Source organism: Suttonella sp., assembly GCF_056855035.1.
In genome coordinates this window covers 1-14,853 of sequence record NZ_JBXGGR010000072.1, presented here as the reverse complement: position 1 = coordinate 14,853, position 14,853 = coordinate 1, and the positions used below count along the sequence as shown (strand labels likewise).

The 14,853-nt window shown below is 49.8% G+C and carries 13 protein-coding genes and 2 pseudogenes; 12 read left to right on the top strand and 3 right to left on the bottom strand.

The features are described 5' to 3' along the window. Positions 1-30: 30 nt before the first annotated feature. Both ACJHVI_RS06535 and ACJHVI_RS06530 read right to left on the bottom strand, forming a co-directional pair. Positions 31-324, bottom strand: a pseudogene (locus ACJHVI_RS06535) (transposase); the annotation flags it as partial. Beyond that, positions 278-1,426 carry a PTS transporter subunit EIIC gene (locus ACJHVI_RS06530; RefSeq protein ID WP_483183893.1) on the bottom strand — a complete coding sequence of 383 codons (1,149 nt, stop codon included), beginning with the start codon at positions 1,424-1,426 and terminating at the stop codon, positions 278-280. The gene ACJHVI_RS06530 and the pseudogene ACJHVI_RS06535, both read right to left, overlap by 47 nt. Positions 1,427-1,938: 512 nt before the next feature. Here ACJHVI_RS06530 and ACJHVI_RS06525 point away from each other — a divergent pair. The 11 genes from ACJHVI_RS06525 to putP all read left to right on the top strand — a co-directional run bounded on the left by ACJHVI_RS06525 (position 1,939) and on the right by putP (position 13,272). Next, a complete protein-coding gene (locus ACJHVI_RS06525; RefSeq protein WP_483183896.1) occupies positions 1,939-2,808 on the top strand; it encodes a substrate-binding domain-containing protein in 870 nt (289 codons plus the stop codon). A 49-nt stretch (positions 2,809-2,857) separates the two neighbouring features. Next, positions 2,858-4,363, top strand: a complete 1,506-nt coding sequence (locus ACJHVI_RS06520) for a sugar ABC transporter ATP-binding protein (protein WP_483183895.1) — start codon at positions 2,858-2,860, stop codon at positions 4,361-4,363. 1 nt (position 4,364) lies between these two features. Then, positions 4,365-5,330, top strand: a complete 966-nt coding sequence (locus ACJHVI_RS06515) for an ABC transporter permease (RefSeq protein WP_483183892.1) — start codon at positions 4,365-4,367, stop codon at positions 5,328-5,330. After that, the gene (locus ACJHVI_RS06510) at positions 5,327-6,271 is read left to right on the top strand and encodes a tagatose kinase (RefSeq protein ID WP_483183890.1); all 945 of its coding nucleotides are present in this window, start codon (positions 5,327-5,329) and stop codon (positions 6,269-6,271) included. The genes ACJHVI_RS06515 and ACJHVI_RS06510 overlap by 4 nt, the downstream gene beginning before the upstream one ends. Further along, positions 6,258-7,265: a LacI family DNA-binding transcriptional regulator gene (locus ACJHVI_RS06505; protein WP_483183888.1), complete on the top strand. Its 1,008-nt coding sequence runs from the start codon at positions 6,258-6,260 to the stop codon at positions 7,263-7,265. The genes ACJHVI_RS06510 and ACJHVI_RS06505 overlap by 14 nt, the downstream gene beginning before the upstream one ends. A gap of 86 nt (positions 7,266-7,351) precedes the next feature. Then, positions 7,352-8,593 carry a DUF2157 domain-containing protein gene (locus ACJHVI_RS06500; RefSeq protein WP_483183887.1) on the top strand — a complete coding sequence of 414 codons (1,242 nt, stop codon included), beginning with the start codon at positions 7,352-7,354 and terminating at the stop codon, positions 8,591-8,593. Next, positions 8,590-9,126, top strand: a complete 537-nt coding sequence (locus ACJHVI_RS06495) for a GDYXXLXY domain-containing protein (RefSeq protein ID WP_483183885.1) — start codon at positions 8,590-8,592, stop codon at positions 9,124-9,126. The genes ACJHVI_RS06500 and ACJHVI_RS06495 overlap by 4 nt, the downstream gene beginning before the upstream one ends. A gap of 108 nt (positions 9,127-9,234) precedes the next feature. After that, complete coding sequence (locus ACJHVI_RS06490) at positions 9,235-10,008, top strand: amino acid ABC transporter substrate-binding protein (RefSeq protein ID WP_483183884.1); 774 nt, start codon at positions 9,235-9,237, stop codon at positions 10,006-10,008. A gap of 34 nt (positions 10,009-10,042) precedes the next feature. Next, positions 10,043-10,726: an amino acid ABC transporter permease gene (locus ACJHVI_RS06485; RefSeq protein ID WP_483183894.1), complete on the top strand. Its 684-nt coding sequence runs from the start codon at positions 10,043-10,045 to the stop codon at positions 10,724-10,726. 7 nt (positions 10,727-10,733) lie between these two features. Next, positions 10,734-11,489 (top strand): amino acid ABC transporter ATP-binding protein, encoded by a 756-nt coding sequence (locus ACJHVI_RS06480; protein WP_483183883.1) that lies wholly within the window; start codon positions 10,734-10,736, stop codon positions 11,487-11,489. Positions 11,490-11,751: 262 nt separating this feature from the next. Next, a complete protein-coding gene (gene putP, locus ACJHVI_RS06475) occupies positions 11,752-13,272 on the top strand; it encodes a sodium/proline symporter PutP (RefSeq protein WP_483183881.1) in 1,521 nt (506 codons plus the stop codon). A 280-nt stretch (positions 13,273-13,552) separates the two neighbouring features. On the opposite strand, the gene ACJHVI_RS06470 is transcribed toward putP, so the two are convergent. Continuing rightward, positions 13,553-14,260 carry a DUF4198 domain-containing protein gene (locus ACJHVI_RS06470; RefSeq protein WP_483183879.1) on the bottom strand — a complete coding sequence of 236 codons (708 nt, stop codon included), beginning with the start codon at positions 14,258-14,260 and terminating at the stop codon, positions 13,553-13,555. A gap of 197 nt (positions 14,261-14,457) precedes the next feature. Here ACJHVI_RS06470 and ACJHVI_RS06465 point away from each other — a divergent pair. Further along, positions 14,458-14,640: pseudogene (locus ACJHVI_RS06465) on the top strand (helix-turn-helix domain-containing protein); the annotation flags it as partial. Between the last annotated feature and the right edge of the window lie 213 nt (positions 14,641-14,853).

Sequence of the window (14,853 nt, the reverse complement as noted above, 5' to 3'; positions counted from 1 at the left end):
GAGGGCGTTCAGAAATCTGTGTCAGTTTAATCAAAGGCTCATCACCTTATCTAAGCGCCCGGGGAAATGGATAGACAACTGCATCATAGTTTGTCCCGAATTGTTGATAGGTCTTGTCCATTTCTCACCGGCATTTAACATAGCCACATACAGTAATTTAAGCAAGCTGTTTTCATTGGGCAAAGCACCTTTAGTTTTAGTCAACTTACGAAACTGGCGATGTAGCGCTTCAACCGTATTGGTGGTATAAATGGGTTTCCTGACTGCCTCAGGGTACTTAAAATAAGCCGATAGTAAATGCCATTTCTCTCGCCAAGAAGCTATAAATCAGCGGTTCGGTAATGCCCAAAATACCGCTGAAAGTCGTGGAACCGGCAAGCGATTTGATTTCTTTGTTGCGCGATTTTAAGAAGACGGCGAAAGTCGCTCCTGCCTGACCGAGTACTGCCGCAGCGGTTAAAGGGTCGATGAGGTCGAAACCGACGACCGCCATATTGTTAATCATAATCGGCACAATGCTCCAATGAATGCCGAAGATGACCAATACTTGCCAAAATGCCCCGACCACAATACCGGTTGCAATCGGGCTGGCGGCATATAGCCATGCCAAGACAGCGGCAAGCGTGTTGCCGATCCATGAGCCGATTGGCCCGATGACGACAAGGGTTAAAGGAAATACGACCAACAAGGTGCAAGCTGGCGCGAAGAAATTGCGCACGCTTTCATGCCAGAAATGTTCAAAAAAGCGTTGGATATAAGACTGCGCCACTACCGCAATCAAAATTGGGATAACGCTGTAGGTGTAAGTCATCATCGCCATTTCAAAACCGAGAAAATCCAGTTTGCCGGCTTGGCTGGCTTCAATGATGCTGGGATAGAGCAGGGTAGTTGCCAAGGCAACGGCAATATAGGGGCTGGTTTTGACTTTATTGGCACAAGACATTGCCAGCAAAACCGGCAGGAAATAGAAAGTCGAACTGGCAATGGCATCTAAGACGGTAAATGTGCCTGATGCGGCATCAAGCACTCCCGTTACCTGCAAAATCGCAATCAGCCCTTTTAAAATCCCTGCGCCGGCAAGCACGCCGATTAATGGGGTAAAAGAACCGGCGAGAAAATCAATCGCGCGGTTGAGCAAGTTCGGCTTCGGCAAATCCGCCTCATCGCCCGCCTGAATATCTGCCTGCTCCATAATCGCGGCATATACTTTCGGCACATTATTGCCGATGACCACTTGAAATTGCCCGCCGCTTTCCACCACGCTAATCACACCCGCGGTTTGCTCCAAAAGCGTTTTATCCGCTTTGGCTCGGTCTTTTAACATAAAGCGCAATCGGGTTGCGCAGTGTACGAGAGAATGGATATTCGTCTCGCCGCCCAGCAGGCGGATAATTTCGCCGCCGAGTTTGCCAAAATCTTTCGCCATAAGAATCTCCTGCATGCAAAACATTTGGGAATAAAAAAAGCCCAAGCAGGATAAAGTTCTCGATTGAGAAAATTATCCTGCTTAGGCTTGCCGAATTAACGTAACACCCTAAGTGTTGCGGCGGAATATAAAACATTTTTCTTATAATTGCAAAACTTAATATCCCTATATCGGAGATAAAAGATAAATATATATGTATCAAATTGTAATTAAATGAATTTTTTATGTATTCCAAGCGGTGCGGCGGCGCCGTGTCGGCGGTGCTGAAAAATATTGCCTGAATTTACGCGGCGGCTTTGCCGGAAAAAGGCTCGAAAAGACCTATTTTATCAAGCAAAATCCTAATAAAGTTCATTTTATTCAATTGATTGAGAAAATATTATCATTTTTTTGCCATATTTGCGTTTACTCGTGTAAAAGTATGCCGCTATAATGTTCATACGCTTGGATAACAAGTGGTTTGTTGTGTAAATGATAGAGGAAATGCTATGAAAACTGTGATGAAAAAATTGATGTTGGCAAGTGCAATGGGCGCAGTATGTGCAACAAACTGGGCGGCGGATTTGGTGGGCGCTTCTTTGCTCACGCAGCAGCACCCATTTTATATTGAGTTGGCGGATGCGATGAAGGTGCAGGCTGCCGAAAAAGGTTTGGATTTGCAGGTCTCGATTGCCAATCAGGATTTGAGCAAGCAATTGGCGGATGTGGAGGATTTCATCGTTAAGGGTGCGAAGGTGATTGTGATTTCGCCTGTGGACAGCAAGGGCGTGTTCCCGGCGATTAAAAAGGCGCAAGATGCGGGGATTGCCGTGATTACGGTGGACGTGCCTGCCAATGATGTGGAGGTGACTTCTTATATCGGCACGGATAACTATGCCGGCGGCGTGAAGGCCGGCGATTTGATGGCGGAGGTTTTAGGTAAGAAAGGCAAGGTGGCTTTGATTACTTATCCTACGGTGCAATCTGTGGTGTCGCGTATCGACGGTTTCAAAAAGGCTTTGGAGGCTTATCCCGAGATGGAGATTGTGGCGGAGCAGGCGGGGATTACCCGTGCGGAGGCCTTAGCGGTGGCGCAGAATATGTTGCAGGCCAATCCGGATATTCAGGGAATTTTCGGTTTTGGCGACGATGCGGCTTTGGCGGCTGCAGTGGCGGTGAAATCGGCGGGTTTGCAGGATAAGGTCAAAGTCATCGGTTTCGACGGCATGAAGGAGGCGCGCGATGCGGTGGATAATGATCCTGTGATGGTGGGCGTGATTCAGCAGTTCCCTGATCAAATGGGCAAAACCAGCGTGGATACGGCGGTGAAGGTTTTGGCGGGCGAAGAGGTGCCTGTGTCTCAGCCGATTGAGCCGGGCGTTTATACCAAGCAGGCAAAATAATCTGTTGACAGCCGCAGCCGGTCTGCGGCTTTTTTCTCTAGATGAGGATGTGAAGATGGCAGAAGCGGAAGTGGTGCTGAGTTTGCATGAGGTGAGCAAGTCTTTCGGCGTGGTCAAGGCGCTGAAAGGGATGAATTTGCAAGTCAGGCGCGGCACGGTGCATACGCTTTTGGGCGAAAACGGCGCAGGCAAATCGACCTTGATGAAGATTTTGGCGGGCGTGCATCCTGCCGACAGCGGAGAGATATTGCTTAATGGCGCGACTTATGCGCCTTCTTCGCCGAGTCAGGCGGCGGCGCGCGGTTTGGCGATTGTGTTTCAAGAATTGAGTTTGTCGAATAATTTGTCGGTGGCGGAGAATATTTATTCCGCACATCTGCCTTCGCGTTTCGGCTTTGTGAATAATGCGCAGCTGTATGCGCAGGCAGAGCGGCTGATGCGGGAATTGGGTTTTGCGATTAATGTGCGCGCGCGGGTCGGGGATTTGTCGATTGCGCAGCGCCAGATGGTGGAGATTGCCAAAGGTTTGAGCCGCGATGCGGAGGTGGTGATTCTTGACGAGCCGACTTCTTCTTTGAGCGACGGCGAGGCGGATATTTTGTTCGGCTTGATTGCGCGTTTGAAAGCGGCGGGCAAGGCGGTGATTTATATTTCGCACCGCATGGAAGAGATTATGCGTTTGTCGGATGAGATTACCGTGATGCGCGACGGCGAGTATGTGCGCACGCTCAAACGCGCAGAGACCGGCATCGAGGAATTGATTGCTTTGATGGTGGGGCGGCAATTGAGCCATATTTATCCGCCGCCTTTGCATGAACCGCCGGGTATGGATGTGCCGCCGCTCTTGCAGGTGCGGGATTTGACGCATGAAGGCAAGATGCAGGGCGTGAGTTTCGAGGTAAGAGCCGGAGAGATTTTGGGCTTTTTCGGCTTGGTCGGGGCAGGGCGTTCCGATGTGATGCAGGCTTTGTTCGGTTTGCTGCCTGCAAGCGGGGAAGTGATTTTTGAGGGGCGGACGGTGCATATCCGCCGTCCCAGCGATGCGATTGCCTGCGGTATCGGCTTTGTAACCGAAAACCGCAAAGAAGAGGGGCTGGTCATGCAGGCGCCGATTAACAGCAATATTTCCGCGGCTTCTTTGGCGGCGGTTGCGCGCGGCGGTTGGCTGAGTAGGGCGCGCGAGCAGGCGGTGGCGGATTTTGAATGTCGGCGTTTGGCGGTGCGTACGCCTTCGATTTTCGTGCCGCCGAGCACGCTTTCCGGTGGCAATCAGCAGAAAGTGGTGCTGGCGAAATGGCTGGCGACCAAACCTAAATTATTGATTTTGGACGAGCCGACGCGCGGTGTGGATGTGGGGGCGAAATTTGAGATTTATAAGATTATCCGCCAGTTAGCCGCCGAAGGTACGGCGATTTTGCTGGTGTCTTCGGAATTGCCGGAGGTATTGGGCTTGGCGGACAGGGTGGTGGTGATGGCTGAGAAGCGCGTGAATACGGTGGTCAGCGCGAAAGCATTAAGCCCGGAACAGGTCATGACATATGCAACAGGACATTAAAATGGATACAAGCAAACAACATTCGCGCTTTAAAGCGGCATTCAAACAATACGGCGGCATTATCATCGCCTTGATTGCACTGTGCGTATTTTTCGCGCTCAAAAGCGAGCGTTTTCTTTCTTTGCCGAATTTTTTGAATATCTTGCAGCAGGTGTCGGTAGTGGCAATTGCCGCTTTCGGCATGACTTGGGTAATTTTGCTCGGCGAGATTGATTTGTCGGTAGGCTCGATGATTGCCTTGGCGGGCATGATTGGGGCACAGGTGCTGTCGATGGATTGGAGCTTCGGTGCGGCATTGTTCTGCACGCTTTTGGCGGGGTTGTTGATGGGATTGTGCAACGGTTTGCTGACGGCGAAATTATTGCTGCCTTCTTTTATCGTTACGGTGGCGACAATGGGCGTGTTCCGCGGCATGGTCAGCCTGCCGACCAACGGTTCGCCGCAGTCGATTAGCGATGCCACTTGGCTGGCTATCGGCGGCAAATCTTTCTTGCATCTGCCTTGGGTGGTGTGGATTTTGCTGGTGGTTTTCTTGATTAATCACATTGCCTTAGCGCATACTACTTTCGGACGCAAAGCCTATCTGACCGGCGGCAATCCCGAAGCGGCGCGTTATTCGGGCATTCGTACCGACCGCGTAAAAATCATCATTTTTTCCATCTCGGGGCTGATGTCGGCAATTGCCGGTATTTTGCTCTCTTCACGCCTGTATTCGGCGCAAACCAATGCCGCGACCGGCAATGAACTCGATGCGATTGCTGCAGCGGTCTTGGGCGGCACGAGTTTGGCGGGCGGTTCGGGCACGATGATCGGCACACTAATCGGAGCTTTGATTATCGGCGTGCTGAACAACGGCATGAATATGCTCTCGGTGCCTTATTTTTATCAATTGATTATTAAAGGCTTAGTGATTGTTTTGGCGGTATGGCTGGATGTCTATGCCAAACGCAAGGAGAAACGCGCATGAAAAAAATCCTGACAGTCGGCGAAATTTTAGTGGAAATTGTCGCTACAACGAAAGGCGAAGGTTTTTTAGAAGCCCAATCCCTTATCGGCCCTTTTCCCTCTGGCGCGCCGGCGATTTTTATCGACCAAATCGGGCGTTTGGGCGGCGCCGGCGGCATCATTTCGCGCGTGGGTAATGATGATTTCGGTGCACTCAATATCCGCCGCCTGCAAGCGGACGGCATTGATGTTTCCGCAGTAGAAATCGCCGAGGGCGAAGCCACCGGTAGTGCCTTTGTGCGCTATCGGGAAGACAGCAGCCGCAAATTCGTCTTTAACATCGTGCATAGCGCTTACGGCGCTTTGCAAATGACGGCTGCCGCTGAAGCCCTGATTGCCGATTGCGGGCATCTGCATATCATGGGAACGGCTTTGGCGGCGCCGCAGGCGCGCACGATTGCGCTGCATGCCCTGCAAGCGGTCAAAAGCAGAGGCGGCAGCATTTCTTTCGACCCCAATATCCGCGCCGAAATGATGGGGGATGCCGCTTTTAAACAGGATTTATTCGCCGTTTTACACCAATGCGACGTCTTCCTACCCTCGGGCGAGGAACTCTTTTTATTCACGCAAGCACAGGAAGAAGCGGCGGCGGTTGCGGAATTGCTGGCGCAGGGCGTGCCTGAAATCGTGCTCAAACGCGGCGCGCAAGGCGCGGCGTATTTTAGCTTGCAAGAACATATCGAAGCAGAGGCGATAACCGTGCAAGAAATCGATCCGACCGGTGCAGGCGATTGTTTCGGCGCAGCATTTATCCGTTTTTGGACGGAAAAAGCATCGCCGCACACCGCGCTGCGCTTTGCTAATGCCGCCGGCGCTTATGCCGTTACGCAATTAGGGCCGATGGAAGGCTGTATCCATCTCGCCGATTTAGAACACTTTATTGCCGAACATGAGTGCAGATAAGCGCATACAGACCATGCAGGGCTTGGCGCAGCAATTAGGTTTGTCGCGCCAAACCTTATCCAAATATTTCAATAATCCCGATTCGGTCAGCGCGAAAACGCGCGCGCAAATTGAAGCGGCGGTCGAAGGCAGCGGTTTTCGTCCTAATCTCTTTGCGGCAAACCTCAAGCGGCGGCAAAGCCGTGTTATCGGCGTTATCGTGCCCAGCACCGTTGACCCCTTCTTCATGCAATTAGCCCATCAAATCAGCCGCCAAGCCGAGCAAAGCGGCTATTTCGCCTTGATATTGTCCTCGGACGGCAAAGCCGAGTCCGAGGCGCAGGCGGCACAGCAATTGCAATCCTTGAATATCGCCGGCGCCTTAGTCGCGCCTCTCGGCAAAACGGCGGTCAATCCCGCCGTTTTACGCCTTGCCGAACAGATACCGCTGATTTATATCGATACGCCGCCGCTGCATGATGCCGCCTTTGTCGGTACGGATAATTATCAAAGCATTGATTTATTAGTGGAATATCTCTGTCATCATTATCCTGCGCCCAGCTTTTTAAGCATGCCGGCAATCAATCAAAACGCCGCCCTGAGGCTCGCTGCCTATGAAGAGGCGATGATGTGCCGGCATGAAGCGGCAAAAGTGATTACTATCAGCGAAGAAGAATGGCAATTTGAAGCCTACGGCTATGCCTATAGCCGCCGCTGGCTGAAGCAAAAAGGCGAGAAAAGCCTGCTTTGTGCCAATGACCGCCTTGCTTTCGGCGCCTTGCTTGCCGCTTGGGAAGCGGGCGAACGTGCGGGCGAAGCGGGGCTGTATATTGCAGGGCATGACGACCATCCCTTATCCGCCTATTCCTGTCCGCCGCTGACCACCGCTGCGCAAAACAGCGATTTGCTGGCACAAAGCGCTATCGGCAGTCTTTTAAAACAAATCGAAGAACCGCAGAGCCGTTTGGAGCAAATCTATTTGCCGGCTCAATTGATTCTGCGCCGATCCGCTTAGCGGTGAAAAATATGCTCTGTCGCGATTGGCTTTGGCTATAATCGCGCCTGATAAATGTCTTCTATTACTGAATCAAGGAATATGCGATGGTAGAAGCGATTGCCTCCAGATATTACCGCTTTTTGCAGCTTGTTTTGCAGCAGGCGGAGCAAGAAGCGCTGATTAGCGAGCAGCAAAGCGTGCAGATATTAAGCCGCTATCAGGCGGCAAGCACCCGTTTTTGGCAGGTTTTGCTGTTTATTTTAGCCGCCGCTTTGGTAGGAGGCGGGATCATTTTGCTTTTGGCGCATAATTGGGCGGATTTGTCGCGTCCTGTGCGTGCGGTGTTGAGTTATGTGCCGCTGGCGCTGAGTTATGCCGCTTTGCTAGCGGCTAAGAGGCAGGCGGCAAAAGAGGGCGCTGGTGCTTTTCATGCCCTTGCTTTGATTGCCGCTTTGGCTTTGATTGGGCAGACCTATCATAGCGGCGGCGATGTCTGGGATTTGCTGCGCAATAGCGCCATCCTGCTGCTGCCGGTGGCATTGTTTTATCCCGCGCAAAGCAGCGCTTGTGCTTTTGTTTTATTTGCCGCGGGCTTATTGTTCCAAAATGCCTTAATGCCGGCGGATTGGCTGTTGGCAGCCGCGGGCGGCATTCTGCTGTGGCGGCAGCACGGCAGCGTCTTGGCATGGTTTGTCGCTTTATTCGCTTTCTTGCTGCTGATGCGGCTTTTGTTTGATTATATGGATGAGGTGGCTTGGCAGGCGGTCTATGTGGCGGTGCCGCTGTATTATGTCTTAGGGCGCGTCTTCTGCGGGCAGGATTATGCCCGCAATCCTTTGGCGAGCATCGGCGCGGCGGGCATTTTGTTCTTGGCTTTGTTGTCCGCTTGGGATGATAGAGGATTGTTTACTAATCATTTCTTATGGGGAGCACCGATTTGGGTAGCAATTTTTGCCTATCTTGCTGCGGGCTTGGCAGTCGTCGCAGTTGTTTTGGCCGTGCAAAAGCGCTTGCGCTTTGAGCAGGCTGCTTTTGCCGCTTTATTGCCGCTGATGCTGTTTGCCAATTATTTATTGCAGACGCCCGATTTGATGCCCAATGCTCTGGCAAATAAAGGTTTTCTACTGTGCAATTTTGCCTTGGGATTATGCTTGGCGGTAGTGGCGGAACGGCAGCAGCACTGGCTGAAATTCAATGCCGCTTTGCTGTTGCTCTGCAATGCTTTGGCAGCTGCGTTTTTTGACGAAGTGTATAGCTTCATGCTGCGCGGTATTGTGTTTATTATCATCGGTTTGATTTTACTTTTCGCCAATCTCTTCTTGATGAAGAAAAGGAAAGCGGCATGAAAAAAGGCTATTTTTACGGCTTAATCGCCGCTTTTATATTGCAAAGCCTTGCGCTGGCTTATGTGATTTGGGGACATTATGAGGCGCAAAGCAAGGGCAGGCATTTTCTCTTTCAAACCGAGCCGATTGATCCGCGCGATTATTTTCGCGGTCAGTATGTGGCGCTAAATTTTGCCGTCGACAGCGGTGGGGAAATTGCCAATGATGTCTGCCAAACGGAAGATTATCAGGTCGTGGACGGTAAATTGTATGCCCGCCTGAAGCAGAATGCACAGGGTTTGGCGGAGATTGATTTTGTATCGCGTCATCCGCCGCAGGGCGATGATTATGTCAGGATTAACGATGCCTACTGCACAGGCAAAACATTGCATTTCAGCCTGCCTTTTAAACGCTATTATGCCAATGAAAACGAAGCCTTGCCGATGGAGGTCGCCGCACGCGAACATCCCGAGCAAACCTTTTTGCAGGTGGCTGTTTATCGCGGACGCTATGCGGTGGAGCGTTTGATTTTGCCGGCAGCGGCGCAGCCCTAGGACGGCAGGGTTTCTCCGTCTAAAAGCTATAAGCTTATAACTTTTTGCTCTCATCCCGTCACTTGTCTTTGCCTACAATGCGCCTTTCTTTTTTAGGAGGACATTGCGATGTTTAAACGCGTATTCACGGCGGCAGCCTTGGCGCTGGCTGTTCAGGCGCAGGCGGATTCTTTATTGGAGCGCATCAATAATAAGGGCACGATTACGGTTGGCACGGAGGGAACCTATGTGCCTTTCACTTATCATGACGAGAGCGGCAAATTAACCGGCTACGATGTGGAAGTGGCGCGTTTGGTCGGCGAAAAATTGGGCGTAACGGTTAAATTTGAAGAAACGCCTTGGGATTCGATGATGGCGGGCTTGAAGGCGGAGCGTTTTGATTTGGTGGCGAATCAGGTGGCTTTATCTTCGCCAGAACGTCAGGCGACTTTCGATAAATCCGAGCCTTATAATTATTACGGCGCCATGTTGGTGGTTAAAGCGGATAACGACAGCATCAAAACGATTAGCGATATTAAGGGCAAAAAAGCCGCGCAGACCCTGACCAGCAATTACGGCGAACGCGCCAAGCAAGAAGGAGCGGAGATTGTACCGGTGGACGGCATGGCGCAGTCGATGATGTTGATTGCGCAGGGGCGGGCGGATTTGACCTTGAACAATTCTTTGGCATTGCTCGATTATTTTAAGAAAAACCCGAATCATGGTTTGAAATCGGTCTGGGAAGTGCCGCGCGAAGAGAAACTGGGCGCGGGCTTGGTCGCCAATAAAGGCAATGAGGAGGCTTTGGCGAAAATCAGCGCAGCAATTGTGCAATTGCGCGAAGAAGGCAAGCTCAAGGCTTTGGGCGAGCAGTTTTTTGGGGAGGACGTGAGTGTTCGTTGAAAGCATCACGGAACTGATTAGCCAATTGCCTTTTATGGACGATAAGCGCGCACTCTTGGTGGTGGGCGCTTTTCTGCCGATTATGAAAGCCGCTTTTGTTTATACCGTGCCTTTGGCATTTTTGTCTTTTGCTTTGGGGCTTGTGATTGCGGTGGCGGTGGCTTTGGTGCGGATTTGGCCGAGCGGCGGACGGCTGCATTGGCTGCTGCTGAAAATCGTACGTTTTTATGTTTCCGCCATTCGCGGCACGCCGCTGTTGGTGCAGCTGATGATTGTGTTTTACGGTTTGCCGGCGATTGGCATCAAACTCGATCCTTTCCCTACCGCCATTATCGGCTTTTCGCTGAATGTGGGCGCCTATGCTTCCGAAACGATTCGGGCGGCGATTTTATCCGTGCCGAAAGGGCAATGGGAGGCGGGCTTTACCATCGGCATGACTTATATGCACAGCTTTCGCCGCATTATTCTACCGCAGGCTTTTCGCGTGGCGGTGCCGCCTTTGTCTAATAGCTTTATCGATTTGTTTAAATCCACTTCTTTGGCGTCCACGATTACGATTACGGAATTATTTCGCACCGCACAGCAAATCGCGAATGCCAACTATGATTTCCTGCCGGTTTATATTTTGGCGGCATTAATTTATTGGCTGTTTTGCTTTGTGTTTTTCATTATTCAAGAAAGAATCGAGCGGCGTTTGGAACGCTCGGTGGCGCGCTGAGGGGCTTATGATAGAGATTCAGAATATTCGCAAATCTTTCGGCAAGGCGGAGATTTTGCACGGCATCGATTTATCCATCCGCAAAGGCAGCGTAACCGTGATTCTCGGGCCTTCCGGCTCGGGCAAAACCACTTTCCTGCGTTGCCTGAACGCCTTGGAAATGCCGCAGCAAGGCAGAATCGTATTTGACGAACACAGCGCAGGCGGCGCATTACACATTGATTTTGCCAAGCATTTAAGCAAGAAAGAGATACTCGCCCTGCGGCGCAAATCCGGCATGGTATTTCAGCAATATCATCTTTTTCCGCATAAAACGGCATTGAAAAACATCATCGAAGGTCCGGTGCAGGTACAGAAAAAGCCTGTGGAAGAAGCCAAAGCGGAAGGTTTGGCATTGCTCGGTAAAGTCGGTTTGGCAGATAAGGCGGATTTGTATCCTTATCAACTCTCGGGCGGACAGCAGCAGCGCGTCGGCATTGCACGGGCTTTGGCGATTCGTCCCGAATTATTGCTGTTTGATGAACCGACTTCCGCTCTTGATCCCGAATTGGTACAAGACGTTTTAGACAGTATGAAAGCTCTTGCTGCCGACGGCTGGACAATGGTGGTGGTAACGCATGAAGTGCAATTCGCCTTGGAAGTGGCGGATGTGATGCTGGTCATGGATAAAGGTTTGGTGGTCGAGCAGGGCGCGCCGAAAGACTTGCTGGCAAATCCGCAGCATGAGCGCACGCGCAGTTTCTTGCAGAAAATCCGTCATTAAAAAAGCTCTTAGGGACTTTGCTTTTTGTGCTTTTGCTTTGATATGGAATGATAATGCTAATTTTTCTAAGGCTTGTTCCTCAAGCTTGAAAACAATTGATTTTGATGAAATACCGTATAAATAAAATAATTTACAATCACTCAATGTAACAGTTTACAAAATAAGGTAAATCTATAATAATCCTTGCGTGTCAATTTGACACATTGTTTTAATCGATATGTTAGAAAAACCGCATTCAGCGGTGCCACCTTGAGGAGTTTGTATGAATAATCCGATGTATATTACCTTCGGCATTTATTTGATTGCCGTGCTGCTGATTGGTTTGGCGGCTTATTTTTCCACACGCAATTTTGACGATTATATTTTGGGCGGGCGCAGTCTCGGGCCTTATGTGACGGCGATGTCCGCTGGCGCCTCCGATATGTCGGGTTGGCTGCTGATGGGGCTGCCTGGTGCGATTTATGCCAGCGGTTTGAGTGAGGCCTGGATTGCCATCGGCTTGACAATCGGCGCTTGGCTGAACTGGCTCTTTGTCTCGGGACGTTTGCGCGTGCATACCGAATACGCTAATAATGCCTTGACCTTGCCCGATTATTTTTATCACCGTTTCGGTGCCAAAGGGCAGGCAATGAAAGTCATTTCCGCCGTGATTATTCTGTTTTTCTTCACGATTTACTGTGCTTCAGGCATTGTGGCAGGGGCGCGTTTATTCCAAAGTCTGTTTGAAGGCATGAGTTACAACACCGCTTTGTGGTTAGGTGCCGGTGCAACGATTGCCTATACTTTTATCGGCGGCTTTTTGGCGGTGAGCTGGACGGATACCGTACAGGCGACGCTGATGCTCTTTGCCCTAATTTTAACGCCGATTATGGTCTATCTCAGCTTGGGCGGTGCGGCGGAAATGAACGCGGCGGTGCAGGCTGTGGCTGCAAATACCGGCAAAGAACACGCCAGCCTGTTTGCCGGTACGACCTTCTTAGGCATTATTTCTACCGCCGCTTGGGGTTTGGGCTATTTCGGACAACCGCATATTTTGGCGCGCTTTATGGCGGCGGAAAATGTGAAATCGCTTAATAGTGCACGCCGCATCGGTATGACGTGGATGATTGTCTGCTTGGGCGGTGCGGTGGCGGCCGGTTATTTCGGCATTGCTTATTTCGGCGGTCATCCCGAAGAAATAGGGGTATTAGGCGGTAATGACGAACGCATTTTCATTGCTTTGGCAACCTTATTGTTTAACCCTTGGATTGCCGGCGTAATTTTGAGTGCGATTTTGGCGGCGGTGATGTCTACGCTGTCTTGCCAGCTCTTGGTCTGTTCCAGCGCCATTACCGAAGATTTTTACAAAGGCTTTCTGCGCCCGAATGCTGCGCAAAACGAATTGGTCTGGGTAGGGCGGATTATGGTATTGGCGGTGGCGATTATTGCCATTTTGATTGCCGGTAATCCCGACAGCAAAGTACTGGGCTTGGTGTCCTATGCTTGGGCGGGCTTCGGCGCAGCCTTCGGACCGGTAGTGATTTTATCGGTGTTGTGGAAGCGCATGACGGCTTCAGGCGCTTTGGTCGGCATGATTAGCGGCGCAGTCGTAGTGGTGCTATGGGCGGAAACAGTGAATCCGGCATTGAGCAAAGCAGGTTTGCCGACCATGTATGAAATCGTGCCCGGATTTATTTTGTGCGGCTTGGCGGTGGTTGCCGTATCCTTATTGAGCAAAACGCCTGAGCGCGAAGTGGTGGAAAAATTCGAAAAAGCAGATGCGGATTATCGCGCAATACATTGAGAGATAGCCGATTATGAAATGAAAAGACGATGAATGTCCTACTCTACAATCTTAATCGGCTTTGTGACTGATTGATAAGAGCGCCTTAACATATAGTCGAAGAATTGAAAAAGTATTACGGATTTGGCTCGCCTTGCCGTACTATCTGTACTGTCTGCGGTTCGCCGCCTTGTACTACTTTTCCACTTCTCCGAACTATTACAAGCAGAAAAAAGAAATTCTATTTGAAAAACAGTATGTTTTTCATTGATGTGAATCAATGGTTAGGAATGATGAATTATCATTTTTTTGCGGCTTTGAAAGATAAGGTTGCTACGCTACGTTGTAAATGCGCTTTGGCATCATCAGGCGTTGGGTGATTTACCAGTGCAGCAATTACATTTAATGCTTCATTACGCACGGTCAGCGTCACTTTACCGTCTTTATCTGTTTTTTGTTTTTCCGCAAAATTATTGATGTAATCATTAGTAACAGGCACGTCTGCAGCAGGTTTGCCATCAACATAAACCGTAACGACAAGCTGCTCACCTTGTTTCACCGCTGAAGGATCTTGTTCAGGGATAACTTGTACAGGTAATTCTGCAAACGGCTTCATCTCGCCTTGATATGATTTTAATACGGAAATGTTATATTTAAGAGAAGTAGAAGTATCTACTGGCTTGCTGATATCTTTCTCTGCGACTTCTTTCCAGCGACCATTTTCACCTTTCTCCCAAAAACCATTATTGAAGAATACAGTTAACACGGCTGCATCTTTAGCATCAATGGTGCTATGGCTTGGCTTTTTGCTTACCACGACTTCGCTAGTGGCGAATTTTTCGTCATAACCTTTGACCCACGCTAATTTTTCCTCTCCATAAGCATCATCTGCAACGCCCATGCCGTAAACTACGGATAATTCACCAAAATGAGGTGTTACCCAAACGCCATGTGCGGAACTGGCTTGCATAATTAATGCAGCGCTTGCTGCAAGAAGTAATTTTTTCATATTGGATTCTCCCATAAAAATAACAATGCCAAACTGGCTTGTAAATGATAATGCTTTGTAAATATTTTGCTATTGATATTTATCAAAACCGTTATTATTTACTACGTTTTTTGTTCCTGAATTTACAATCCAAGTGCAAAAAAAGAAGCATTCATAATAGAGTATAATTTTGTTCCCCAACAAAAAAGGACTCTAAAATGAGGGCTTCTTACCGACATCTTACACTTTCAGAACGGGAAAGCATAATGACTCTGCTCGCTCAAGGCAAAAAACAGTCCGAGATTGCCCGACAATTAGGGCGGAGCTGCAGCATCATTTCCCGTGAGCTAAAAAGGCATGCACTCAAAGTATATCGAGCGAGTTCGGCGCACAGCAGCTATAGTCAAGGAATCCAAAAAAGGTTACACTAAAACTTATGGCATACTCAAAAGATTACAGACAAATGATATTGGGAAACCTTTGCAAAACCCCAAAAAATCCTCTAAATTCTCCCCAACCCAGAATTGAGAGGATTTTTCCATGAGCAGCTTTTTCTACCACTCCGCCCAAACCCTGCTCAACCAATACGCTGACCGTTTCCCCTTGCTTAAAAT